Raw genomic sequence first — 22,336 nt, forward strand, 5'->3', positions numbered from 1 at the left:
GCAGCGTGCACGCGGGGGACGGCCCCGCCCCACCCGTCGGAGGTCGACGTGACCGCACCCGCCCGGATCCCGAGCCCCCGGGAGCCCCACGTGCTCGACGCGCTCATCGCCCACGCGCGGGCCGACCAGCTCGCCCGGCCGCGGGCCGCGCGGGTGCTGGCCGACGTCATCGACCGGCTCCTCGACGAGCGCCTGGCGGCCGTCGGCCCGGCCGCCCGTCCCTGACCCGCCGGGTCCGCCCCCGGCGCCCGCGGGCGCCCGCGCGGCGCCGTGCCTAGCGTGGCGGCCATGGACGTCAGCCAGCTGCTGCAGGAGGTGCTGGGCCGCGCGAGCGCCCTCGCGCCCACGGTCGTCGACGGTCTCTCCGAGGAGGACCTGGCGCGGGCGCCGCAGCCGGGGGCCAACACCGTCGCCTGGCTGGTGTGGCACCAGGCGCGCGTCATGGACGACCACCTCGCGGACGCCGCCGGCCTCGAGCAGGTCTGGACCACGCCGACGGACGGGGACGGCGGGCGGACCTGGGCCGACCGGCTGGCGCTGGACCTGCCCCGCGAGGACACCGGCTACGGCCACACCGCCGACGAGGTCGCCCGGGTCCGGGCGAGCGCGGAGGACCTGGCCGGCTACGCCCGCGCCGTGGGGGAGCGCGCCGACGCCGTCGTCGCCGGGCTGGGCGAGCAGGACCTCGACCGCGTGGTGGACGAGGCGTGGGACCCGCCCGTCACCTACGGCGTGCGCCTGGCCAGCGTCGCCTCCGACTGCCTGCAGCACCTCGGGCAGGCCTCCTACGTGCGGGGCCTCCTCGGCCGCTGACGGCGAGGTCGCGCCCGTCCAGATCGCCCGGCCCGCTCAGGCCGCCCGGGCCGGCGGTCGGCGGGGACGGGCAGCTGCCACCGCAGCCGCAGGGTCAGCAGGCGCAGCGCCACGACGAGGGCGACGCCGGCCCCCGCGGCCACGAGCCCGTAGACCTGCAGGTGCCAGGTGACGGCGACGAGGAGCGCCCCGGCCAGGGCCGCCAGCGCGTAGAACTGCCCGTCGGAGAGCACGAGCGGCACCTCGCGGAGCAGGACGTCGCGGATGACGCCCCCGCCCACGCCCGTCAGCACCCCGAGCAGGCACGCGGACGGTGGCGCCAGGCCGGCCGCGAGGGCCGTCGCCGTCCCCGAGACGGAGAAGAAGCCGAGGCCGAAGGCGTCCGCCACGCGCACCGATCGCCGCAGCCGGGCCAGCCGGGGGTGCAGCCACCAGGCGAGGCCCGCGGCCGCCGTCGGCACCGCGAGGTACTTCCAGTCCTGCAGCGCCAGAGGCGGTTCCGTGCCCAGGAGGACGTCGCGCACGAGCCCGCCGCCGATCGAGGAGACCATCGCGACGACGACGAGGCCGATGACGTCGAAGCGGGCGCGGACGGCGGCCAGCGCGCCGGCGAGGGCGAACACGAAGACGCCCGACAGGTCGAGGACGAGCGAGAGCACGGTCGCGTCCACGCCGCGAGGCTAGGGGCCCCGCTCCGCGTCCCGGTGTCGTCGCCCGGGCGCCCGCCCGGCGCCGCCGGGCCGCCCGCGCCCGCGGTGCGCCCCCGCGGGGGCCGTGGCACTGTCCCTGGCATGCGCGTCCGCCACCTCGCCCCCGCCGCACCGCTGCTGCTCCTGCTCGCCGCGTGCAGCGCGTCCACCGAGACCGGGACGGAGACCGACCCCGAGCTCATCGCCCAGGCCCCCGACTACGACGTGGTCGAGGAGGACGGCACGGACATCACCGTCGAGGTGCCGGAGACGCCCGTCGAGCTCGGCGTCCAGTCCCTCGTCGCGGACCTGCAGGAGGACCGCACCGACGACGGGGTCTACATGCTCACCGTGCTCTGCGCGGGCAGCGGGGAGCAGGTCGCCACGGCCGAGTGGGCCCAGGGCGAGCAGGCCGTCGAGGAGTCGTCGATCGCCGAGGGCGACATCGAGGTCGACGTGGCGCCCGACGTCACCTGCGAGCCCGCGTCCTGAGGAGCCCTCCTCGAGAGGCCCCGCACCACCAGCACCAGCACCCCACCCGTCCTCACCGCCGAGGAGCCCGAAGTGCCCGACGCCGTCATCGTCTCCCTGGCCCGCTCTCCCATCGGCCGCGCCGGCAAGGGCGCCCTGGCGGGGACGCGGGCCGACGACCTCACCGCCCAGGTGGTGCGCGCAGCCCTGGAGGCGGTGCCGCAGCTCGACCCCGGCTCGGTCGACGACCTCCTCGTGGGCTGCGGCATGCCCGGCGGCGAGCAGGGCTTCAACCTCGCCCGCGTCGTCGCCGTCCTCCTCGGCCTCGACGAGGTCCCCGGCGCGACGGTGACGCGCTACTGCTCCTCGAGCCTGCAGACGACGCGGATGGCGATGCACGCGATCCGCGCCGGCGAGGCCGACGTCGTGGTCTCGGCGGGCGTCGAGGTCGTCAGCCGCTTCGGCCGCGGCTCGAGCGACGCGCCCCCCGCCGACGCGCCCGCGGCGACGCCCGGCGGGGCGAACCCGTGGACCAACCCGCGGTTCGAGGAGGCCCGAGCGCGCACCGCCGAGCGCGCCGCCGGCGGGGCGCCGACGTGGCGCGACCCCCGCGAGGACGGCCTGCTGCCGGACGCGTACGTCGCCATGGGGCACACGGCCGAGAACGTCGCCCAGCGCTGGGGGGTCAGCCGCGAGGAGCAGGACGCCTACGCGCTGCGCTCGCAGCAGCGCGCGGCCGCCGCCACGGCCTCCGGCTTCTGGGCGCGCGACACCACGCCCGTCGTGCTGCCCGACGGCTCGGTCATGGAGGCCGACGAGTCCCCGCGGCCGGGGACGACGGCGGAGGCGCTCGCCGGGCTGCAGCCGGTCTTCCGCCCCGACGGCACCGTCACGGCCGGCAACTGCTGCCCCCTCAACGACGGCGCGGCCGCCCTCGTCGTCATGAGCGACGTCCGGGCGCGCGAGCTGGGCGTCACGCCGCTGGCGCGCGTGGTCTCGACCGGGGTCTCGGCGCTGTCGCCCGAGGTCATGGGCATGGGCCCGGTCGAGGCCAGCCGCCGCGCGCTGGCCCTCGCGGGCCTCTCGGTGGGCGACCTCGACCTCGTCGAGCTCAACGAGGCCTTCGCGGCCCAGGTGGTGCCCGCCGCCCGCGAGCTGGGCGTCGACGAGGACCGCCTCAACGTCCACGGCGGGGCCATCGCCGTCGGCCACCCGTTCGGCATGACCGGCGCGCGGATGACCTCGACGCTCGTCCACGGGCTGCAGGAGCGGGACGGGACCCTCGGCCTCGAGACGATGTGCGTCGGCGGCGGCCAGGGCATGGCGATGGTGCTCGAGCGCCTGTCCTGAGACCCGCTCGCCCCTCCCGGCCCGGGCGGTGGGGCCCGGGTCGGGCGGGCGCGGATCAGACGGGCCCGGCGTCCCGCACGAGCGCGGCGAGCCCGCGCAGCGTCGTCGTCCGCGCCCGCTCGCCGGAAGGGCTCTCGCCGAGACGGTCGAGGTGGACCGCCCGCAGGCCCGCCGCGCGGGCGGCCACGACGTCGAGGGCGTGGTCGTCGCCGACCGAGACGACCTGCGCCGGAGGCCGTCCGAGGCGTTCGCAGGCGAGGGTGAAGACGCGGGGGTCCGGCTTGGCGACGCCCAGGGACTCCGCGGTGAGCAGGGGGCCCACGCGTCCGGAGAGCCCCAGGCGGGCCAGCTTCGCCCGCTGCTGCTCCTCGACGCCGTTGGTCAGCACGGCCGTCGCCAGCCCGGCGCCGGCGAGCTCGGCCAGGGCGTCCCCGACGTCGTCGAAGGCCCTCCAGGCCGCCTCGTACGCCTCGAGGTAGCCCGCGAAGACGGCGTCGAGGGCGTCGTCGTCGCCGACGGGCAGCCCGAGCAGCGGCAGCACGTCGCGCAGCCGGCGACGGCGCTGCTCGGCGAAGGACGCCGTCCCGTCACGCCAGGCGGGGAGGTGCCGGCGCTCGGCGGCGAGCCACGCCCCGAGCAGGTCCACAGGCGTCCGCGGGGGCGCCAGGCGTGCGGTCCAGGCCCGCAGCGCCCGCTCGACCGACCCGCGGTGGTCGAGCAGCGTGCCGTCGAGGTCGAGGAGGACGAGGGGGTGCGCCACCGGCGCAGCCTGCCGCCCCGCCGCGGCCCTCCTCCAGGCGCCCGGATGCCGGGCCGCCGCACCGCGCCGGGCCGCGACCTGGTGGGATGCCCTGCCGTGACCTCCTTCGACGACGTGCTCGCCGCGAACGCCGAGCACGCACGCACCTACACGGACACCGGCATGGCCGGGCGCGCGGCCCGGGGCCTCGGCCTCGTGATGTGCATGGACTCGCGCATCTCGCCGCTGGACATGCTCGGCCTGCAGCCCGGCGACGCGAAGATCCTCCGCAACGCCGGCGCCCGCGTGACGGGCGACGTGCTGCGCACGCTCGTCCTCGCCACCCACCTGCTCGGGGTGGAGCGGGTCCTCGTCGTCGCGCACACCGACTGCCGCATGACGAAGGCCACCGACGAGCAGGTGCACGCGACCATCGCCGAGAGCGCCGGGCTCGACACCCGCAGCCTCGAGTTCCGCACCATCCCCGACCAGCGGGCGACGCTCGAGCACGACGTCCAGCGCATCCGCAGCTCGCCCTACCTGCCGGCGGGGCTGCCCGTCGCCGGGTGCGTCTACGACGTCCGCTCCGGCCGGCTGGACGTCCTCGTCCCCGAGGTCTGATCGGACGCCCCCGCCCACGGGCCGCCCGCGCCCCCGTCGGACCAGCCCGCTGGGCCGCGCGGGCGGCCGAGGTCACGGTCTGGCCCGGAGGGGCGCGCGGGGAGCGCCCCCTGGGGTAGACCTGTCCCCGTGGCGCTCGTCGTGAAGACCCCGGCCGACCTCCTGCAGCACGTGGGGGAGGACCTCGGCGCGAGCCGGTGGCACGAGGTGGTGCAGCCGGAGGTCGACGCCTTCGCCCGCGCCACCCACGACGAGCAGTGGATCCACGTCGACGCCGAGCGGGCGGCGGCGGGTCCCTTCGGGACGACGATCGTCCACGGCTACATGACCCTCTCGCTCGTCGTGCCGCTGAGCCACGACCTGCTGCGGGTCGAGCGCTCCTCCATGGTCCTCAACTACGGCCTCGACCGGGTCCGCTTCCCCGCCCCGCTCCCCGTCGGGTCCCGCCTGCGGCTCACCGGCACGCTCGCCTCGGCGTCCGAGGTGGCCGGCGGGGTGCAGGTCGTCCTGTCCCTGCTCGGGGAGCGCGAGGGCGGCGAGCGGCCCGTCCTCGCCGCGGACGTCGTCTTCCGCCACCTGGCCTGAGGCGCCGAGGCCCGTGACGCCGCCGTCCGCGCCATGACGCCGCCGGTGCCGGGGCGCCCCGGGGGTCCCGCCGACGCCGCGGGGCCGCCGCCGTCGTGGGCGCTGCTCGACGTCGCCACCGCGCTGGTGGGGGCGACGACCCGCGCCGAGGTGGTGGAGCGGGTCCTGCGGGCCGGGCTGCCGACGACCGGGGCCACGGGCGGCGCCGTGCTGCTGGGCGGGCCGGGGGAGGGGGCGCCCGCGCTGCGGTGGTCGACGCCCGGCCTCGCGCCCGAGGCTCTCCACGTCGGTGGCGCCCCGCCGCCGGACGGCGACCTGCCCGAGTGCGCCAGCGCGCGCACCGGTCGGGTCGTCGCGGCCGTGACCGCGGCCGAGGTCGCCCGCCGCTTCCCCCGCGTCGCCGGCGAGGGGGCCCTGGCTGCCGTCCCGCTGCGGGTGCGGGGAGCGGTCCTGGGGGCGCTGCGGGCCACCTGGACCGCCCCGCCGCCCGACGAGGCCGCCGTGCTCCTCGAGGCGCTCGGCGCCCTGGCCGCGCAGGCGCTCGCCCGCGTGGCGGCCGACGAGCAGCGCGACCGGGCGCTCGCGGAGGTCGAGGACGCGCGGGCGCGCCTCGGCGTCCTGTCCGAGGTCGGGCGCGTCCTGGCCGCCGCCACGAGCACCGGCGGCGAGAGACCGGCGGCGGGGACGACAGCGGTGTGGACGACGGCGGCGACGGACGCCGTGCTGACCGACTCCGAGGTCCTCGAGACCGCCGCCGTGGACCGCTCGGTGGGCGAGCTGGCGCGCCTCGTCGTCCCCGCGCTCGCCGACTGGTGCCTCGTGCTGCTCGTGGACGAGCACGGTCGCTGGCGCGAGGGCGGTGCGGCCCACCGCGACCCCGCCCGCTCCGGCGAGGTGGCCGCCCTGGGCCGCGCCACCGTCCGGGGCAGCGGTGTCGGGGCGGCCCTGAGCGACCCGGTGCGCACGCGTCGCCCGGTCGTCGTCGAGCAGATGACGGAGGAGGTGCTGCGGGCCGCCCTGCCCGACGCGGCCACCGCCGCGGCCTTCCGCGCGCTGGAGCCGCACGGCACCGTCGTGCTGCCGCTCGGCGTCCGCGGGCGCACCGTCGGGTCGATGCTCCTGGTGACGACCGGCGACCGGGGGCCGCACACCGCTGCCGAGGTGGAGACGGCGACCGAGGTGGCGCGCCGCGCGGGGGCGGCCCTCGACGCGGCGGCGCTCTTCCGCGCGCAGAAGCGGCTGGCGGAGGGCCTGCAGCGCAGCATGCTCACCCCGCCGCCGCGCCTGGAGCGGCTCGAGGTGGCGGTGCGCTACGAGCCGTCGGCGCGCCGCGCCGAGGTGGGCGGGGACTGGTACGACGTCCTCGTCCAGCCCACGGGCTCGCCGGTCGTCGTCATCGGCGACGTCATGGGCCACGACGTCGAGGCCGCGGCCGCGATGGGCCAGCTGCGCAGCCTGCTGCGGGGGATCGCGTACACGACGGACGAGCCGCCGGACGCCGTCCTCACCCGGACCGACGCCGCGATGGCGGGCCTGGGCCTCGCCACGACGGCGACCGCGCTGGTCGGGCGCCTCGACGACCTCGGGCCGCGCGGGTGGCGGCTCGTGTGGTCCAACGCCGGCCACCCCCCGCCCGTCGTGCTCCGCGCGGACGGGCGCGCCGAGGTCCCCGCGACGACCCACGACCTGCTCCTCGGCGTCCGGCCGACGACGCAGCGCAACCCGGTCTCGACCGTCCTCGCCCCCGGCGACGTCCTCGTCCTGTGCACCGACGGGCTCCTCGAGCGGCGCGACCAGGGCCTCGACGTCGGGCAGGCGCGGCTGCTGGACGCGCTCTCGGCCCTCCCGGCCGACGTCCGCGGCTCCGCCCAGCGGCTCTGCGACGTCGTGCTGGAGGCCTGCGCGCCCGGCCCGCGGGAGGACGACGTGGCGCTGGTGGCCGTGCGCGTGCTCTAGCCCTCCGGGCGCAGGAGCCGGGCCACGCGCGACCGGAGCACCCGGTACGGCACCTCGCCCGGCGAGGAGCGTACGGCCGGCACCACGACCCGGCGCGGGCGCAGGAGGCGCTCCCCCTCGACCAGCTGGTCCCGCGTGAGGTCCACCTCCGTCCCGTCGGGCAGGGCGTTCCAGTAGTGCACGGCGTCCACGACGCCCGCGTGCTCGAGGTCGGCGACCACCAGCTCGCCCCCCAGCAGGTCGTAGACCACGAGCGCCGTCGGGCCGCACTGGCCGCGGGCGGGGTGGCCCGCGCCCCGGCGCAGGTAGTCATCGCTCGCGTACGTGGTGTCCGCGCCCCACGACGTGCGGACGGCGTCCTCCACCAGGCGGAGCGTCGGCGTCGGCACGTGCCGAGCGTGCCGCAGGGCACCGACAGCCGCTGGTCCTCGGGCCGGTGAGCCCGAGACCGATGAGCCCGGGGCCGATGAGACCGGAGCCGATGAGCCCTCGCCGCCGCGGCGGTCTGCACGGGCATGGCGATGACGACGAGAGTGCTCAGCGTGTCCCTGCCGGTGGCGGACCAGGACCGGGCGCTGGCCTTCTTCACCGAGGTGCTGGGCTGCGAGGTGCGCGTCGACGAGGAGGCGTGGCCGGGGGCGCGCTACGTCGAGGTGGTGCCCCCGGGCTCCTCGGTGGGACTGGTGCTGCTGCCCCCCGACAGCCCGCTGCCGATGGCCGTCCGTCTCGGCACGACGGACGCCGCCGCGGCGCACGCCCGTCTCGCCGGCACGCCGGGCGTGGTGCTCCACAACCCGGAGGTGCTGCGCTGGGACGGCGTGCCGCCGATGTTCCACTTCGAGGACCCGGACGGCAACGAGCTGGTGTACCTCGAGGAGGACGGACCCGCCTGAGCCCGCCGCGCGGCGTCGGCGCTCCGCGTCCTACCGCTCCAGGACGAGCATGCGTCCGGCCCCGCGCTGGAACTCGTGGGCGACGGCCTGCACCCGCGCGCGGACGCCGTCGCGCCGGAGGTCGGCGACCACGCCCGCGAGCAGATCGGGCAGCGCGTGCCCGCTCGCGTCGAGCAGCGGGTAGACGCGCACCTGGCGGCGGGCGACGCGGAGCATCTCGCGCAGCGCCGCGAGGTGGGCCGCGGCGTCGAGGCGGTCGGCGTACGTGAAGAGGAGGTGCGAGGAGAGCACGAGGTCGACCTCGCCGTCGGCCATCGGCAGTTGCGGCAGGGACGCGGCCACGTAGCGGTCCGGCTCGGCGCGGCGGTGGGCGACGAAGGCGGCCGCGGACGCGGCGCGGCGGCGCGTGAGGACCTCGGGGTCGCCGTGGTCGTCCCAGCGGTAGGCGTCGGAGCGGGCGGTCATCCAGGCCCGGCCCCTCTCCAGCTCCTCGCGCAGCTGCGCCGCGAGGTCGTCGACGGGCAGGGCGTAGACCGGGTCGACGGCGCGGGCGTCGACCCCCGCGGCGCGGGCCGTGGCCGTGAAGCTCGACCCGCCCCCCGGGCAGTCGAGGACGCCGCCCGCCAGGTCGGCGTCCGAGAGGGCGAACATCGCCCGGTACTCCTCGGCGTCGCGCGAGCTGACGAGGTAGTCGCCGAAGGCCTCGACGTCCGGGGCGTCGGCGTCGGGGGCGCTCACGCGCTGCCGCCGCCCGCCCCGACCCGTGCGCCCCTCAACGGCGCGCCCCTCGACCCTGAGCCCCTCGACCGCGCGCCCCTCACCCCTGCGCCGGAGGCGCCTCGGCGAGGACGGCGACGTCCTCGCGCCCCCGCCCGCCGTCGGCCACGGCGCGCAGACGCTCGCGGACCGGCTCGAGGGCGCCGGGCAGCGCGCCGCCGTCCGCGGCGAGGTCGAGGTCCTTGAGAGCCAGCTCGGCGGGGAAGCCCGCCGGGTACTCGCCGCTCGTCATCATCGCGGCCTTGCCGAGGGCGTAGGGCATGCCGAGGGGGCCGCCGTCGAGGACCTCGCGCAGCGCCCCGGGGTCGGTGCCGAGCCGCTCGGCCAGCGCCAGGGCGTCGGCCATGACGGCCGTCGCCCCCGTCATCCACGCGTTGACGACGAGTTTCAGCGCGCTCGCCTCCTCAGCCTCGCCGACGTGCTGCACGCGCTGGCCGAGGTCGTCGAGCACGGGGCGCGCCCGGTCGAGCACCGCGGCGTCGCCGGCCACGAGCCACGTCAGGGCGCCGCGACGGGCCGGGTCCGTGCTGCCCGACACCGGGGCGTCGAGGAAGGCGGCGCCGGCCGCGTCCGCCTGCGCGCGCAGCTCCCCGGCGGCGCGCGGGCCGACCGTGCTGGCCTGCACCCACACGGGCCCGTCGCCGAGCAGCGGCAGGAACCGGCCGGCGACGTCGGCGACCGCGTCCCCGTCGCGCAGGACGGTCAGCACCACCGCAGCGCCGTCCACGGCCTCCGCCAGGTCCGCCACGGCCCTGACCCCGTCCGCGCCGTCGGCCGTCCGCGCGGCGCGTTCCGGGGAGCGGTTCCACAGCCGGACGTCGTGGCCCTTCTCGCCGAGGCGCGCGGCCATGGCGGCGCCGAGGAGCCCGGCGCCCAGGACGGCGACGGGTGCGGGGGAGGGGGCGGCTTCGCTCATGCCCCGATCCTCGCCCCCGCCGGGAGCCGGCGCCCCCGGTGCCTCAGGCGTGCCGGGCGCCCTCGTGGGCGGCGTGCCCCGCCGGCTCGAGCTGGAAGGTCGAGTGCTCGACGTCGAAGTGGTCGGCCAGGCACGCGCCGAGGGCGTCGAGGACCCGCCCCGAGCCCGCGCGGTCCAGGGCGTCCTCGGCGACGACGACGTGCGCCGACATGACGGGCAGGCCGCCGGTGAGGGTCCACACGTGGACGTCGTGGACGTCGAGCACGCCCTCGGCCGACAGGACGTGCGCGCGGACGTCCTCGAGGTCCACGCCCCGCGGCGTCGACTCGAGCAGGACGTCGAGGGTGTCCCGCAGGAGGGCCAGGGCCCGGGGGACGACGAGGAGCCCGATGCCGAGCGAGACGACGGCGTCGGCGCGCACCCAGCCCGTGAGCGCGACGACGAGGGCGGCCACGACGACGGCGACCGAGCCCAGCAGGTCCGCCAGGACCTCGAGGTAGGCGCCGCGCACGTTGAGGCTCTCGCCGGAGCCGGCGTGCAGGAGCCGCAGCCCCACGACGTTGACGACGAGCCCGGCGAGGGCGACGACGAGCATCGGCCCCGCCGCGACGGGCTGGGGGTCGACGAGCCGGCGCACGCCCTCGACGAGGACGAAGGCCGCCACCCCGAGGAGCAGCAGCGCGTTGGCGGCGGCGGCCAGGACCTCGGCGCGCGCCAGCCCGAAGGAGCGCCGCCCGGTGGCGGGGCGGGCGGCCAGCACGGACGCCACGAGCGCGAGCCCGAGGCCCGAGGCGTCGGTGAGCATGTGCCCCGCGTCGGCCAGCAGCGCGAGCGACCCGGACACGAGCGCGCCGACGACCTCGGCGACCATGACGACGAGCGTCATGACGAGGACGGCCGTCAGCCGCCCGCGGTGCCGTCCGGTCGCCGTCGCGTGCCCGTGGTCGTGCCCCATGCCCCCATGGTGGCCGACGGGCCGCCCCGGCCGCGGGGCGGCGGCCCGCCGGGTCAGACGGCGCGCAGGAGCGGCGCCTCGTGCTCGGCGTCCACGCCGCCGTCGCCCGGCACCGTGCGGCGCAGCGCCGCGTAGACGGCGTCGGGCGTGAGGACGCCGAGGAACCGGTCGCCGTCGAGGACGGGCAGCCAGCCCGCGTCGTGCTGGACGAGCTCGGAGAGGGCGCGGCGCAGGAAGTCGCCGATCTGGACCGTCTCGTCGAAGCGGCGCGCCACCTCCTCGACCAGCGCGTCGGGCGGGCACTCCTCGAGCGTCCGCGCGCCCACCCACCCGCGCAGGTGGCCGGCGTCGTCGACGACGACGGCGTACGGCTCCGGGGCGCCGTCGATGGTCCGGCGGGCGTCGGCCGCGCGGTCGGCGAGCCGGACGACGGGCGGGTGCACGAGGTCGTCCTCCTCCACCGGCTGCACCGCGAGGCGGCGCAGGCCGCGGTCGCTGCCGACGAAGTCGGCGACGAACTGGTTGGCCGGCGCCCCGAGGACGGTGGCGGGCTCGGCGAGCTGCTCGAGCCGGCCGCCCTCGCTGAAGACGGCGATGCGGTCGGCCAGCCGGACGGCCTCGTCGATGTCGTGGGTGACGAAGAGCACGGTCTTGTGGAGCTCGGACTGGATGCGCCGGAACTCGCCCTGCAGGCGGTCGCGGGCGATGGGGTCGACGGCGCCGAACGGCTCGTCCATGAGGAGGACGTCGGGGTCGGCCGCCAGGCCGCGCGCGACGCCGACGCGCTGCTGCTGGCCGCCGGAGAGCTCGTGCGGGTACCGGTCGGCGTACTTCGCGGCCGGCAGGCCCACGAGGTCCATCATCTCGGCGGTGCGGTCCTTGCGGCGCCGCTTGTCCCACCCGAGCAGCCGGGGGACCGTCGCGACGTTGTCGCCGACGGTGAGGTGGGGGAAGAGGCCCACCTGCTGGATGACGTAGCCGATGCGGCGGCGCAGCTCGACCGCGCTGACGTCGGTGACGTCGTCGCCGTCGAGGACGATGCGCCCGCTCGTCGGCTCGATGAGCCGGTTGACCATCCGCAGCGTCGTCGACTTGCCGCACCCCGAGGGGCCGACGAGGGCGACCAGCTCGCCGCGGCTGACCTCCATGTCGAGGGAGTCGACCGCGACGGTGCCGTCGGTGTAGCGCTTCCCCAGGCCGTCGAGCCGGATCATCGCGTCTCCACTAGCGTCGCGCCGGTGCCGCTCATCTCCGTGGTCCACTCCGGGAGCGTCGCGGACAACTGCCTGGTCCGCAACGACTGGATCTGCCCGCTGTACCTGCAGACCCGCTCCGAGATCCTGCTCGAGGCCCTGCGCGAGCACCTGCTCATCCTCGTGCTGAGCCTCGCCATCGGGCTGCTCGTGGGCTTCCCGCTGGCGCTGCTCGCCCGCCGGACGCCGTGGCTCAAGAGCCTCGTCCTGGGGGCCGCGACCATCGTCTACACGGTCCCGTCGCTGGCCCTCTTCGTCCTCGTGCTGCCGTACACCGGCCTCACGGTGACGACCGTGGTCCTGGCGCTGGGCCTGTACTCGCTGACCATCATCGTGCGCGGCGTCGTCGCCGGCCTCGAGGGCGTGCCCTCCTCCGTCGAGGACGCCGCCCGCGGCGTCGGCTACGGGCCGCGACGCCTGCTGTGGCAGGTGCAGGTGCCGCTGGCCCTGCCCTCCCTCATCGCCTCGCTGCGCGTCGCGGGCGTCTCCACGGTCGCGCTGACGACGGTCGGGGCGGTCGTGGCGCACGGGGGCCTGGGGAACCTCCTCTTCGACGCGCTGAGCACGCGGTTCTTCGCGCAGGTGCTCACCGCCTCGGTGCTGACCGTGCTGCTCGCCTTCGCCGTCGACCTGCTGCTGCTGGGTCTCCAGCGAGCGCTCACCCCCTGGCGCCGGGGGGTGGCGGCGTGAGCTGGCTCGTGGACTCGCTGTCCTACCTCTTCGACCCCGCGAGCTGGACCCGTGACGGCCTCGGCGAGCAGCTGGTCGACCACCTCGGGCTCGCCGCCCTCTCCCTCCTCGTGGCGACCCTGGTGGCCGTCCCCGTCGGCCTCGTCCTCGGCCACACCGGTCGCGGCGGGGCGCTCGCCATCAACATCAGCAACATCGGCCGAGCCGTCCCGACCTTCGCCGTCCTCGTCATCTTCGTGCTGCTCCCGCAGCCCTTCGGCGCGAACACGGCGAGCTTCGTCCTGGCGCTCGCGCTCTTCTCGATCCCGCCGCTGCTGACGAACACCTACACGGGCATGCGCGAGGTCGACCGCTCGGCCGTCGACGCCGCCCGCGGCCTCGGCATGAGCCCGTGGCAGATGCTGGTGCGCGTCGAGCTGCCGCTCGCGACGCCGCTGCTCATGGTCGGCCTGCGCATCGCGGCCGTGCAGGTCGTGGCGACCACGACGGTCGTCGGGCTCGTCAGCACCCGGACGCTGGGCGCGGCGATCCGCGGGGGCATCGCGACGCAGGACCAGCCGCGCGTCATCGCCGGCGCGCTGCTCGTCGCGGCAGTCGCCGTCGTCGTCGAGCTCGCCCTCGCGGCGCTCGAGCGCCGCGTCGGCGGGGCGAGCCGCCGGCGCTCGACCCCGCCGCGCCGCGGGCGTCGCGCCGGGAGGCTGGCCGCCTCGACCTCCTCGGCGGGGTGAGCCGTGGTCGACCGCCGGGCGGTCGGGGACAGCCGTGACGGCATCGTGACGCCAGCGGGGCCTCCCGCGTTCGCGGAGCCGGGGCCCCGCGTCGTTTACTCCTCCCGCGGACCGCGACCGGTCCGCCGGACACGCGCGGCGACAGCCGCGGGACACAGAAGGCGAGACCACCCATGAGCACGTCCTCGACCACGCCCGTCACCACAGCCGGGGCCCGGCCCGGCCTGCGCCGCAGCGCCGCCGTCGCCCTCTCCCTCGCCGGTGCGCTGGCCCTCTCCGCCTGCGGCGGCGGCGACCAGCTCGGCGGGGAGGGCGGGTCCACGGACGCCGCCGGCGGCTCCGGCGGCGGCGAGCAGCTCGTCGTCGGCGGCGCGACCTTCACCGAGATGACGGTGATGGAGAACATGTACGCGGCCCTCCTCGAGGACGCCGGGTACGACGTCGAGATCACGGCCACCGCCGAGCGCGCCACGTACGCGCCGGCGCTCATCGACGGCCAGGTCGACGTCATCCCCGAGTACGCGGCCTCCATGGCCAACTGGCTGAGCGCCGACCAGGGCGGCGGCGTCGTCCAGGCGGCTGACGTCGACGAGACGCTCGCCGCCCTCACCGACCTCGCCGACCAGGCCGGTCTCGTCGTGGGCGAGCCGACGGAGGCGAGCAGCGACAACGCCTTCTACGTGACGCAGGAGTACTCCGACGCCGAGGGGGTCACCACGCTCTCGGACTTCGCGGCCGCGCAGACCGGCCCCGTCGAGATCGCGGCCGCCCAGGAGTGCCTCGACCCCGAGCAGCAGCCCTTCTGCGCCGCCGTCCTGGAGGACCGCTACGGCATCCAGTTCAGCGGTGTCACCGGCGACGAGTTCGGCAGCGTGACGGGCAAGCAGAAGGTCGCCGACGGGCAGGTGCCGATCGGCATCACCGGCTCGACGGACGCGACGCTCGGTGATCTCGGTCTCGTGCTCCTCGAGGACGACATGGCGGTGCAGCCCGCCAACAACATCGTCCCGGTCGGCAACGCCGAGGGCCTGCCGGACGACGCGCTGGAGGCGCTCAACGCCCTGGCGCCCGTGCTCACGACCGAGGACCTCGGCCAGCTCAACGCCCAGGTCGACCAGGAGCGGCTCCTGCCCGAGGACGTCGCCCGCGACTACCTCGTCGAGAAGGGCCTCATCGAGGGGTGAGGACCACGGCCCTGGTGGCGGCGCTCGTCCTCGCGGCGGCCGTGCCGGCCTGCAGCGGCGAGGGCGGCGCTCCGGAGGTCGAGGTGCCCAGCGGGGCGCCGTCGGCCCCGGGCTCGCCGTCGCGGGGCGCGGACCCCGCGACGAGCGGCGGAGCGCCGTCCACCGGGCCGGCCCCCTCCGGGGAGGCGGGCCCGTCCTCGCCGACCGGGGCGGACGGGCCCGCCTCCCTGCGGGTGCTCGGCGAGCGGCCGGAGGACGAGGAGGACCAGCGCGTCCTCGACGCCTACACGGCCTTCTGGCGCGAGGACGTCGCCGTGCTGGCCGACCCTGGGCGACCGCTCGACCGGCTCTCCGCGCTGGCGGTCGACCCCCAGCTGCGGCGGACGACGGACTACGTGGCGGGCCAGCGCGACGCCGGCCTGCGCGCCAGCGGTGAGGTGGTCGTCGACCCCCGGGTCGTCGGGCGGGCGGGCGACGACGCCGTGGTCGCGGACTGCCTGGACGACAGCGGGCTCCTCGCCGTGGACGCCGCGAGCGGCGAGGCGGACCCCGCGTCCGCGGGGGACCGGGTGGCCGTGCAGGTGGCGATGCGCCGGCTCGACGGCCCCTGGGTCGTCGCCGACGTGCAGCCGGCGGACGCCGCGCTCTGCCAGGGCGACGCCCCCTGAGCCCACGGGCCCGCGCGGGGCGCACCGACGCCACGGACGGGTGCCACCGGGCCCTCGAGCGGCCGGTCAGCCCTCGCCGGGTCTAACGTGCGGCCGTCGCCGCGGCGCCCGTCGCGGTGGGAGGGGAGGGGCGCGCGTGCGACGCACGACCACCACGGGCCTGGCGGCCGGCGGAGCCGTGGCCCTCCTCGCCGCCCTCGTCAGCGCCCCCGCCTCCGCCGCTCCGGGCCCGGGCGGCCAGGTGGGCTCGCAGGTGGGTGCGGGCGCCGACGACTCCGGCCTCAGCGCCCGGGCGGTCGAGGTGCGCGTGCAGCTCACCGGCAACGGCGTCGCCGACGGGGGAGTCGGAGGCGGGGCCGCCACGCGCGTCGTGCGCAAGCCACCGGCCTGCTGGTGGGACGGGCCGCTCTACGACGCGGCCGAGTTCCGCGACGCCAAGAACGACGCCCGCTACCGCGCGGTGGGCGCCGAGGCGCTGCGCCTCCCGCCGGTCGCCGACGTCGACGCGCTCGCGGAGGAGGACGGCGGGTGGTTCCTGCTCACCGGTCGGTCGACGTCCGGTGACGACCTCGCCGGCACACCCGGCCGGCTGTTCGACTACACCGACGCGGCGGACGACTGCCGCGCGGCGCTCGGCGCCGGCGCCACGGGCGGCCCCGGGTCCGAGTGGCTGTTCCTGCCGACGGGCACCGCGCCGCCGGCTCCGCCGCCGCCCGTCCTGACGGCCGAGGAGCTGCGCGAGGTGGCCGAGGAGGCCATGACCATCCCCGACCCCGAGGTGGCCACCAACCCGGTGGGCCGCGGGTACGTGCGGCTCCCGAGCTGGCTGTGGCTGGAGGACGGCCCCTCGGCCGCGGACGGCTTCGCGCCCGTCGAGGTCACCGCCACCGCCGGGGCGAGCTCAGCCACCGTCCGCGCCGCGCCGGAGCGCTTCACGGCCACCTCGGCGACGGGGGACGCCACCTGCTCCGCGGACTCGGCGCGCACGGCGTGGACGGCGAGCGCGTCCGAGGACGCGGCCTGCCTCCTCGTGCCCGAGCGCTCGAGCGCCGCGAGCGGCGACCCCGCCGGCTGGCCGGTCGTCGTGACGACCTCCTACGCCACGAGCTGGGAGGGACGGACCGCCGGGGGTCCGCTGCAGGGGGGCGGTCTCGGGCTCGAGACGCGCTCGAGCACCTTCGGGCTGCCCGTGGCCGAGGTGCAGTCGCTCGTGCTCCGGGACGGCTGACCGCTCCTCCTGGTGCGGCGCCCGGAGGACGCCCCGGGTGGGGTGCCGCCGGGCGCGCCGGGCGGACGAGCCCACGGGCGCGTGCCACCCTCGAGCCACGTCCGGGGGGTCCCGGACGACCAGGACGAGCGCGCGGCGGGGAGACATGGCAGCGAGGGCGGACGACGGGGTCTTCGACCCCGAGGGCGTGAGCTGGACCCGGGTGTCGCCGCGGCTGGCGACGGTCCGGCGGGTGGGCAGCGCCATCGGGACGCTGGTGCCGCTGGTGCCGGCGGTGCTCCTCGCCGTCCTCCTCGACCGGTGGTGGATCCTCCTTCTCTGGCTGCCCTTCGCCGCCGTCGGGGTCCTGCGCCAGGTCGTCATCGGGCGCCAGGTCGCCGCCATCGGCTACGCCGAGCGCGACGACGACCTCCTCGTCCGCCAGGGCCTCCTCTTCCGGACCCTCGTCGTCGTGCCCTACGGCCGCATGCAGTACGTCGACGTCACCGCCGGGCCGGTCGACCGCTGGGCGGGCATCGCCACCGTCCAGCTCCACACCGCCTCGGCCGGCACCGACGCGAGCATCCCCGGGCTGCCGCCCGCCGAGGCCGAGCGGCTGCGCGACCGCCTCGCCTCCCGCGGCGAGGCCCGGATGGCGGGCCTGTGACGGCAGCGCCGCCGCCCGGGCCCGGCGACGTCGCGGAGCCCGACCGCCCGGGCGCTCCCGACCTCGGCACCCCGGACCCGAGCACCTCGGACCCGAGCACCTCGGACCCGAGCACCTCGGACCCGGGCGGCCCTGCGGACCCGGGCGGCCCTGCGGACCCGCCGGACGACGTCGCCGCCGCGGCGGCCACCGGCGTCCGCGACCCCGAGCCGGCGCCCGAGGCCGACGGCACGTGGAAGCGCATGCACCCCGTCACCCCGCTGGTGCGGGGGTGGGCGGTGCTCGCCGTCCTCCTCTTCTTCGTCGTCCAGCAGCGCGGCGAGCGCGCCTTCTCGCCCGGCGACGGCGGCGGCGGCGACGCCTTCGGGCGCTTCCAGCTCCTCTTCACCCTCGGCCTCGTCGGCGTCGGCGCGCTCGTCGTCGCCGCGTGGGCGTACGTGACCTGGCGGTTCACCCGCTTCCGGGTGGGGGAGGAGGTCGTCGAGCTGCGCACCGGCGTCCTCTTCCGCCAGCACCGGCGCGTCCGCCTCGACCGCCTGCAGGCCGTCGACGTCGTCCAGCCGCTCGTGGCGCGGCTGACGGGCCTGTCCGAGCTCAAGCTCGAGGTGGCGGGCGGCAGCGGCTCCGACGTGTCGCTGGCCTACCTGCGCTCGGCCGACGCCCAGCGCCTGCGCCGCACGCTGCTGGCGCGGGCCGCCGGCGTGCAGGTGGACGAGACCGGCGAGGCGCCCGAGGCGCCCGAGCGGGAGGTGCTGCAGGTCCCGGTCGACCGGCTCCTGCTGAGCATGCTGCGCTCCGTCTGGCCCGTGATCGGCGCCGTCGCCCTCGTCGTGCTCGTCGTCGTCGTGGTGGTGACGGGCGAGCCCGGCATCGCCTTCGGCCTCGTCCCCGCGGCGCTCGGCGTGGCCACCGGGGTCTGGGGCGCCTTCTCGCGGGGCTTCGGCTTCCGCATCGCCGCGTCGCCGGACGGGCTGCGCCTGCGCCACGGCCTCACGGAGACGCGCGCGCAGACCGTGCCCCCGGGGCGGGTGCAGGCCGTGCGGCTGCGGCAGCCGCTGCTGTGGCGCGGCCCCGACTGGTGGGCCATGGAGATGGACGTGGCCGGGTACGCGGGCGGCGGCGCCGACGACGCCGGCAAGGAGACGGTGCTCCTGCCCGTCGGCACGCGCGCGCAGGCCGTCGAGGTCCTCTCCCTCCTCCTGCCCGACCCAGGCTGCGAGGACCCGGCGGGCGTCCTGGGGGCCGGGCTCGAGGGCACCGGCCGCACGCACGGCTGGGTCGACGCCCCGCGCTCGGCGCGCTGGCTGGACCCGGTGGCCTGGCGGCGGCGCGGCTACCGCACCACCGGCACGGCCCTCCTCGTGCGCAGCGGCCGCCTCGTGCGCCAGCTCGACGTCGTCCCCCACGAGCGCACGCAGAGCCTCGGCCTGGAGCAGGGGCCGCTGCAGCGCCGGCTCGGGCTCGCCACCGTGACCGCCCACGCGACCCCCGGCCCGGTCCGCCCGCGCGCCGAGCACCTGGCCGCGCCCGACGCCGCCCGGCTCCTCGCCGAGCAGGCCGCCCGTGCCCGCGCCGCCCGCAGCAGCGCCGGCCCCGAGCGCTGGATGGAGGACCTCGCCGCCGCCTCGCGGGGCGCGGCGGGCGCCACGGGCGGGACGCGGGAGGGCGCCGCGCCGGACGCGGGCGGCACCGGGCCGTCCCCGGTGGAGGACGCCCGGCCGGACGTCGTCGCGCGCCCTCCCGCCCCGGGGCGGGAGGATGCGCCGTGACCACCGTGGAGCGCACCATGCCCTGCCCGCGCGAGGACGTCGTCGACGTGCTATCCGACGGGTGGCTCTACGGCCTGTGGGTCGTCGGCGCCACGCGCATCCGTGCGGTCGAGGGCCGCTGGCCGGCCGAGGGCCAGCGGCTGCACCACTCCACGGGGCCCTGGCCGCTGCACCTGGACGACCACACGACCGTCCTGGCCTCCGACCTGCCCGACCGGATCGTGCTGACCGCGCGCGGCTGGCCGTGGGGCCAGGCCCGCATCGACATCCGCCTCGAGCAGGCGCCCGGCGGCGGCACGCGCGTCGTCATGTGGGAGGACGTCATCACGGGCGTCATGCTCCTCGTTCCCCAGCCGCTGCGCGCCCTCCTGCTCGGCCCGCGGCAGCGCGAGTGCCTCAACCGCCTCGAGCAGCTCGTGCTCGGCCGCACCGGCCGGCGCTCGCCCGACGAGGAGGACGACGACGTCGCGGGCCGCGCCCGCGAGTAGGCCGGTGCGACGCCGGTCCCGGCGCCCGTGCGGCGTCACGCCCGGCGCAGGACCACCGCGACGTCGGTGACGGCGAAGAGGAACTGGCCGGCGTCCGCGAGGGCGCGCAGGTCCTCGACCCAGCCCGCGGCCCGCGCCGCGAGCGCGGGCTCGTCGCCCGCGGCCGCCAGCACGGCGGTGGCCACCTTCCAGGCCACCGAGCCGTCGTCGAAGCGCCGGTGCCCGTCGGCCCAGACCTCCACGCCCTCCACCTCCCAGGGCGCGCCGCGCGCGCCGGAGGCGTCCGAGAGCGCGAGCAGCTTGCGCCCCATGAAGCCGTCCGAGCGCGGCGCCGGGCCGTGGGCCGCGGCGACGAAGCGGTCGACGAGGGCTCGGGTGAGCCCGTCGTCGGAGCTCGTGAAGAGGGCGGTGTCCCAGTCGCTGTGCGCGAGCACGAGCCGTCCGCCCGGCGCGACGGCGCGGTGGCAGTCGACGAGGTGGTCCACGGGTGAGCCGAGGTGCTCGACGACGTTGAGGGACACCGCGGCGTCGAGGCTCCCGTCCGCCAGGGGCACGCCCTCGTCGAGGTCGGCCAGCCGGCTGCGCACCCGGGCGTCGGCGAGCACGTCGTCGTCGAGGCCCGAGGTGCGGTCCAGGGCGTGCACGCGGCGGGGCCCCGCGGCGAGCAGGGCGCGCACGGTGCGTCCCGGCCCGCAGCCGAGGTCGGCGACCTCGAGCCCCGCGAGGTCCTCCCCGACCAGCGCCGCCACCCGCTCGTGCCTGCCCACGCGGCGACAGTAGGCGCCGACCCGGTCGGCGCCGGGGACGCCCCTCCGGCGCGTGCGAGGATCCGCCGCGTGGTCGAGCCGCCCCCCGGAGCCCCCCTCCCCGGTGACCCGCTCCCCGGTGGGCCCGCTCCCGGGAGGACGGCTCCCGCCGGTGGCGCGGATCCCGCCTCGCGCCCGGGTCGGCTCGGCGTCGGCGTCGTCAGCGGCGGGCGGGTCGGCGCCGTCCTCGGCGCCTCTCTGCGCGCCGCCGGCCACGCCGTCGTCGGCGCCAGCGGCGTCTCCGAGCGCACCCGCGAGCGCGTCGGCGCCCTCCTGCCGGGCGTGCCGCTGCTCGAGGTGCCGGAGGTCGTGCGCCGGGCCGAGCTCGTGCTGCTCGCCGTGCCCGACGACGCCCTCGCCGACCTCGTCGCCGGCGTCGCGGCCACCGGCGGCTGGCAGGCGGGCCAGCTCGTCGTCCACACCGCCGGGCGCTACGGCGTCGAGGTCCTCGCCCCGGCCCGCGCCGCGGGGGCCATCCCCCTCGCCGTGCACCCGGCCATGACCTTCACGGGCACGTCGCTCGACCTGGCCCGGCTCGTCGACTGCAGCTTCGCCGTCACCGCCCCGGGGCCCGTGCTCCCCGTGGCGCAGGCGCTCGTCGTCGAGATGGGCGGCGACCCGGTGGTCGTCGCCGAGGCCGACCGCCCGCTCTACCACGCGGCCCTCTCCCACGGCGCGAACCACCTCGTCACGCTCGTGGCCCAGGCCCGCGAGCTGCTCGCCGCCGCCGGCGTGGACGAGCCCGCGCGGGTGCTCGGACCCCTGCTGCACGCGAGCCTCGACGGCGCCGTGCGCGCGGGCGACGACGCGCTCACCGGCCCCGTCGCCCGGGCCGACGCCGGCACCCTCGCCGCCCACCGCGCCGCCCTGGCCGAGCACGCGGCCCGGTCGGGCTCGACCGAGGTGCCGGACGCCCACCGCGCCATGGCGCGGGCGACGGCGCTGCGCGCGCTCGCGCGCGGACGGCTGGCCGCGGAGGACGCCGCGCGCGTCCTCGAGCTGCTGGCCGACCCGCCGCCGCGGACGTGAGCGCTCCGACGGGGCGCCCGGACGACCGCCCCGAGGCGAGCCCGACGGAGAGCCCGGCGACGCGCACGGGGAAGAGCGGGGGCGCGAGGGCCGTTCCGGCGGCCATGCGCAGCACCGGTCCCGACGCCGCCGCGACCGCCCCGCAGGACCCGACCGACAGGACCGCACCGGCCGCCGGGTCGGAGGGGCGGCCGCTGCTCGTGCGCACCCGCGCCGAGCTGGCGCGCGCCCGGGCCGTGCTGGAGGGCCCCGTGGCCGTCGTCATGACGATGGGGGCGCTCCACGAGGGGCACGCCGGCCTCGTGCGCGCCGCGCGCGGGCGCGGCCGCTCGGTGGTGGCGACCGTCTTCGTCAACCCGCTGCAGTTCGGCGAGTCGCTCGACCTCGAGTCCTACCCGCGTGACCTCGAGGGGGACCTGGCGCTGCTGGGCCGGGAGGGTGTCGACGTCGTCTTCGCGCCCGCGGTGGAGGAGGTCTACCCCGGCGGGCCGCCGCAGGTGCGCGTCGCCGCCGGGCCGCTCGGGGAGGTGCTCGAGGGCGCGAGCCGGCCGGGGCACTTCGACGGCGTGCTCACCGTCGTCACCAAGCTCCTGCACCTCACCCGGCCCGACGTGGTGCTCTTCGGGCAGAAGGACGCCCAGCAGCTGCTCCTCGTGCGGCGGATGGTCGCCGACCTGTCCTTCGACGTCGAGGTCGTGGCCGCGCCGACGGCGCGGGAGGACGACGGCCTGGCCCGGTCGAGCCGCAACGCGCGCCTCGACGCCGACGGGCGCGCCCGCGCCGCGGTGCTCTCCCGGGCGCTGCGGCGCGGCGAGGAGCGGGCCGCCGAGGGGGCGGCCGCCGTGCGCGCCGCGGCCGCGGCCGCGCTCGCGGAGGAGCCGGGCGCCGACGTCGACTACCTGGCGCTCGTGGACCCCGACGACCTCGCGGAGGTCCCCGAGGACCACCGGGGCCCGGCCCTGCTGGCCGTGGCGGCGCGCGTCGGCGCCGTCCGCCTCATCGACAACGCGCCCGTCGTCCTCGGGCCGCGGGACGGCGGTGCGGCCGAGGCGCCGGCCGGGGGAGCGGTGGGGCGCCGGTAG

At 78.0% G+C, this 22,336-nt stretch carries 26 protein-coding genes; 18 read left to right on the plus strand and 8 right to left on the minus strand.

Going from position 1 to position 22,336, the window contains the following annotated elements:
• The first annotated feature begins 48 nt into the window (after nt 1-48).
• Together Q0789_RS00490 and Q0789_RS00495 are read left to right on the plus strand one after the other, a co-directional pair.
• Complete coding sequence (locus Q0789_RS00490) at nt 49-225, plus strand: hypothetical protein (protein ID WP_298801242.1); 177 nt, start codon at nt 49-51, stop codon at nt 223-225.
• Nucleotides 226-288: 63 nt separating this feature from the next.
• Entirely contained in the window at nt 289-813 is a 525-nt protein-coding gene (locus Q0789_RS00495; RefSeq protein ID WP_298801243.1) for a DUF664 domain-containing protein, read from the plus strand.
• Here Q0789_RS00495 and Q0789_RS00500 read toward each other — a convergent pair.
• Entirely contained in the window at nt 786-1,484 is a 699-nt protein-coding gene (locus Q0789_RS00500) for a TRIC cation channel family protein (RefSeq protein ID WP_298801244.1), read from the minus strand. The two genes, Q0789_RS00495 and Q0789_RS00500, sit on opposite strands and share 28 nt — an antisense overlap.
• Before the next feature lie 120 nt (nt 1,485-1,604).
• On the opposite strand from Q0789_RS00500, the gene Q0789_RS00505 reads away from it, so the two are divergent.
• Both Q0789_RS00505 and Q0789_RS00510 read left to right on the plus strand, forming a co-directional pair.
• Nucleotides 1,605-1,994, plus strand: a complete 390-nt coding sequence (locus tag Q0789_RS00505) for a hypothetical protein (protein ID WP_298801245.1) — start codon at nt 1,605-1,607, stop codon at nt 1,992-1,994.
• A gap of 72 nt (nt 1,995-2,066) precedes the next feature.
• Entirely contained in the window at nt 2,067-3,323 is a 1,257-nt protein-coding gene (locus tag Q0789_RS00510) for an acetyl-CoA C-acetyltransferase (RefSeq protein ID WP_298801246.1), read from the plus strand.
• A 55-nt stretch (nt 3,324-3,378) separates the two neighbouring features.
• On the opposite strand, the gene Q0789_RS00515 is transcribed toward Q0789_RS00510, so the two are convergent.
• Nucleotides 3,379-4,083 carry an HAD family hydrolase gene (locus tag Q0789_RS00515; RefSeq protein ID WP_298801247.1) on the minus strand — a complete coding sequence of 235 codons (705 nt, stop codon included), beginning with the start codon at nt 4,081-4,083 and terminating at the stop codon, nt 3,379-3,381.
• Nucleotides 4,084-4,128: 45 nt separating this feature from the next.
• Here Q0789_RS00515 and Q0789_RS00520 point away from each other — a divergent pair, with 45 nt between their 5' ends.
• The 3 genes from Q0789_RS00520 (at nt 4,129) to Q0789_RS00530 (ending at nt 7,224) form a co-directional block, all read left to right on the plus strand.
• Complete coding sequence (locus Q0789_RS00520) at nt 4,129-4,683, plus strand: carbonic anhydrase (protein WP_363326036.1); 555 nt, start codon at nt 4,129-4,131, stop codon at nt 4,681-4,683.
• A 129-nt stretch (nt 4,684-4,812) separates the two neighbouring features.
• Nucleotides 4,813-5,268 carry a MaoC family dehydratase gene (locus tag Q0789_RS00525; RefSeq protein WP_298801249.1) on the plus strand — a complete coding sequence of 152 codons (456 nt, stop codon included), beginning with the start codon at nt 4,813-4,815 and terminating at the stop codon, nt 5,266-5,268.
• 33 nt (nt 5,269-5,301) lie between these two features.
• Nucleotides 5,302-7,224, plus strand: coding sequence for a PP2C family protein-serine/threonine phosphatase (locus Q0789_RS00530; protein WP_298801250.1), 1,923 nt, complete (start codon nt 5,302-5,304; stop codon nt 7,222-7,224).
• Here Q0789_RS00530 and Q0789_RS00535 read toward each other — a convergent pair.
• Nucleotides 7,221-7,613: a hypothetical protein gene (locus tag Q0789_RS00535; RefSeq protein ID WP_298801251.1), complete on the minus strand. Its 393-nt coding sequence runs from the start codon at nt 7,611-7,613 to the stop codon at nt 7,221-7,223. The two genes, Q0789_RS00530 and Q0789_RS00535, sit on opposite strands and share 4 nt — an antisense overlap.
• Nucleotides 7,614-7,766: 153 nt before the next feature.
• Here Q0789_RS00535 and Q0789_RS00540 point away from each other — a divergent pair, with 153 nt between their 5' ends.
• Nucleotides 7,767-8,117: a VOC family protein gene (locus Q0789_RS00540; RefSeq protein WP_298801252.1), complete on the plus strand. Its 351-nt coding sequence runs from the start codon at nt 7,767-7,769 to the stop codon at nt 8,115-8,117.
• A 30-nt stretch (nt 8,118-8,147) separates the two neighbouring features.
• Here the strand turns inward: Q0789_RS00540 and Q0789_RS00545 are convergent, their stop codons facing one another.
• The 4 genes from Q0789_RS00545 to Q0789_RS00560 all read right to left on the minus strand — a co-directional run bounded on the left by Q0789_RS00545 (nt 8,148) and on the right by Q0789_RS00560 (nt 11,979).
• A complete protein-coding gene (locus Q0789_RS00545) occupies nt 8,148-8,855 on the minus strand; it encodes a methyltransferase domain-containing protein (RefSeq protein ID WP_298801253.1) in 708 nt (235 codons plus the stop codon).
• 79 nt (nt 8,856-8,934) lie between these two features.
• Nucleotides 8,935-9,810 (minus strand): NAD(P)-dependent oxidoreductase, encoded by an 876-nt coding sequence (locus Q0789_RS00550; protein WP_298801254.1) that lies wholly within the window; start codon nt 9,808-9,810, stop codon nt 8,935-8,937.
• 43 nt (nt 9,811-9,853) lie between these two features.
• The gene (locus tag Q0789_RS00555; RefSeq protein WP_298801255.1) at nt 9,854-10,765 is read right to left on the minus strand and encodes a cation diffusion facilitator family transporter; all 912 of its coding nucleotides are present in this window, start codon (nt 10,763-10,765) and stop codon (nt 9,854-9,856) included.
• A 53-nt stretch (nt 10,766-10,818) separates the two neighbouring features.
• Nucleotides 10,819-11,979, minus strand: coding sequence for an ABC transporter ATP-binding protein (locus Q0789_RS00560; RefSeq protein ID WP_298801256.1), 1,161 nt, complete (start codon nt 11,977-11,979; stop codon nt 10,819-10,821).
• A 24-nt stretch (nt 11,980-12,003) separates the two neighbouring features.
• Here Q0789_RS00560 and Q0789_RS00565 point away from each other — a divergent pair, with 24 nt between their 5' ends.
• From Q0789_RS00565 to Q0789_RS00600, 8 genes are all read left to right on the plus strand, one after another.
• Nucleotides 12,004-12,708: an ABC transporter permease gene (locus Q0789_RS00565; RefSeq protein WP_298801257.1), complete on the plus strand. Its 705-nt coding sequence runs from the start codon at nt 12,004-12,006 to the stop codon at nt 12,706-12,708.
• Entirely contained in the window at nt 12,705-13,436 is a 732-nt protein-coding gene (locus Q0789_RS00570; protein WP_298801258.1) for an ABC transporter permease, read from the plus strand. Before Q0789_RS00565 ends, Q0789_RS00570 begins: the two co-directional genes overlap by 4 nt.
• A gap of 173 nt (nt 13,437-13,609) precedes the next feature.
• A complete protein-coding gene (locus Q0789_RS00575) occupies nt 13,610-14,620 on the plus strand; it encodes a glycine betaine ABC transporter substrate-binding protein (RefSeq protein ID WP_298801259.1) in 1,011 nt (336 codons plus the stop codon).
• Complete coding sequence (locus Q0789_RS00580) at nt 14,617-15,288, plus strand: hypothetical protein (RefSeq protein WP_298801260.1); 672 nt, start codon at nt 14,617-14,619, stop codon at nt 15,286-15,288. The genes Q0789_RS00575 and Q0789_RS00580 overlap by 4 nt, the downstream gene beginning before the upstream one ends.
• Before the next feature lie 136 nt (nt 15,289-15,424).
• Nucleotides 15,425-16,516 carry a hypothetical protein gene (locus tag Q0789_RS00585; RefSeq protein WP_298801261.1) on the plus strand — a complete coding sequence of 364 codons (1,092 nt, stop codon included), beginning with the start codon at nt 15,425-15,427 and terminating at the stop codon, nt 16,514-16,516.
• A gap of 145 nt (nt 16,517-16,661) precedes the next feature.
• Nucleotides 16,662-17,162: a PH domain-containing protein gene (locus tag Q0789_RS00590; protein WP_298801262.1), complete on the plus strand. Its 501-nt coding sequence runs from the start codon at nt 16,662-16,664 to the stop codon at nt 17,160-17,162.
• Nucleotides 17,159-18,931: a PH domain-containing protein gene (locus Q0789_RS00595; RefSeq protein ID WP_298801263.1), complete on the plus strand. Its 1,773-nt coding sequence runs from the start codon at nt 17,159-17,161 to the stop codon at nt 18,929-18,931. The genes Q0789_RS00590 and Q0789_RS00595 overlap by 4 nt, the downstream gene beginning before the upstream one ends.
• Complete coding sequence (locus Q0789_RS00600; RefSeq protein WP_298801264.1) at nt 18,928-19,419, plus strand: SRPBCC family protein; 492 nt, start codon at nt 18,928-18,930, stop codon at nt 19,417-19,419. Before Q0789_RS00595 ends, Q0789_RS00600 begins: the two co-directional genes overlap by 4 nt.
• Nucleotides 19,420-19,454: 35 nt before the next feature.
• Here Q0789_RS00600 and Q0789_RS00605 read toward each other — a convergent pair whose 3' ends face one another.
• Nucleotides 19,455-20,186 carry a methyltransferase domain-containing protein gene (locus Q0789_RS00605; RefSeq protein ID WP_298801265.1) on the minus strand — a complete coding sequence of 244 codons (732 nt, stop codon included), beginning with the start codon at nt 20,184-20,186 and terminating at the stop codon, nt 19,455-19,457.
• Between the two features lie 69 nt (nt 20,187-20,255).
• Between Q0789_RS00605 and Q0789_RS00610 the strand changes: the two genes are divergently transcribed.
• Nucleotides 20,256-21,254, plus strand: a complete 999-nt coding sequence (locus tag Q0789_RS00610) for a DUF2520 domain-containing protein (protein ID WP_298801266.1) — start codon at nt 20,256-20,258, stop codon at nt 21,252-21,254.
• Between the two features lie 104 nt (nt 21,255-21,358).
• Nucleotides 21,359-22,336, plus strand: a complete 978-nt coding sequence (gene panC / locus Q0789_RS00615) for a pantoate--beta-alanine ligase (RefSeq protein WP_298801267.1) — start codon at nt 21,359-21,361, stop codon at nt 22,334-22,336.

Source organism: uncultured Pseudokineococcus sp., from assembly GCF_947499845.1.
In the GTDB taxonomy this organism is placed as follows: Bacteria; Actinomycetota; Actinomycetes; order Actinomycetales; family Quadrisphaeraceae; genus Pseudokineococcus.

Excerpts from the sequence above, each read along its gene's own strand:
- Q0789_RS00495 (WP_298801243.1), top strand. The coding sequence starts at position 289 with ATGGACGTCAGCCAGCTGCTGCAGGAGGTGCTGGGCCGCGCGAGCGCC.
- Q0789_RS00505 (WP_298801245.1), top strand. The coding sequence starts at position 1,605 with ATGCGCGTCCGCCACCTCGCCCCCGCCGCACCGCTGCTGCTCCTGCTC.
- Q0789_RS00520 (WP_363326036.1), top strand. The coding sequence starts at position 4,129 with ATGCCGGGCCGCCGCACCGCGCCGGGCCGCGACCTGGTGGGATGCCCT.
- Q0789_RS00530 (WP_298801250.1), top strand. The coding sequence starts at position 5,302 with ATGACGCCGCCGGTGCCGGGGCGCCCCGGGGGTCCCGCCGACGCCGCG.
- Q0789_RS00550 (WP_298801254.1), bottom strand. The coding sequence starts at position 9,810 with ATGAGCGAAGCCGCCCCCTCCCCCGCACCCGTCGCCGTCCTGGGCGCC.
- Q0789_RS00555 (WP_298801255.1), bottom strand. The coding sequence starts at position 10,765 with ATGGGGCACGACCACGGGCACGCGACGGCGACCGGACGGCACCGCGGG.
- Q0789_RS00560 (WP_298801256.1), bottom strand. The coding sequence starts at position 11,979 with ATGATCCGGCTCGACGGCCTGGGGAAGCGCTACACCGACGGCACCGTC.
- Q0789_RS00575 (WP_298801259.1), top strand. The coding sequence starts at position 13,610 with ATGAGCACGTCCTCGACCACGCCCGTCACCACAGCCGGGGCCCGGCCC.
- Q0789_RS00590 (WP_298801262.1), top strand. The coding sequence starts at position 16,662 with ATGGCAGCGAGGGCGGACGACGGGGTCTTCGACCCCGAGGGCGTGAGC.
- panC (WP_298801267.1), top strand. The coding sequence starts at position 21,359 with ATGCGCAGCACCGGTCCCGACGCCGCCGCGACCGCCCCGCAGGACCCG.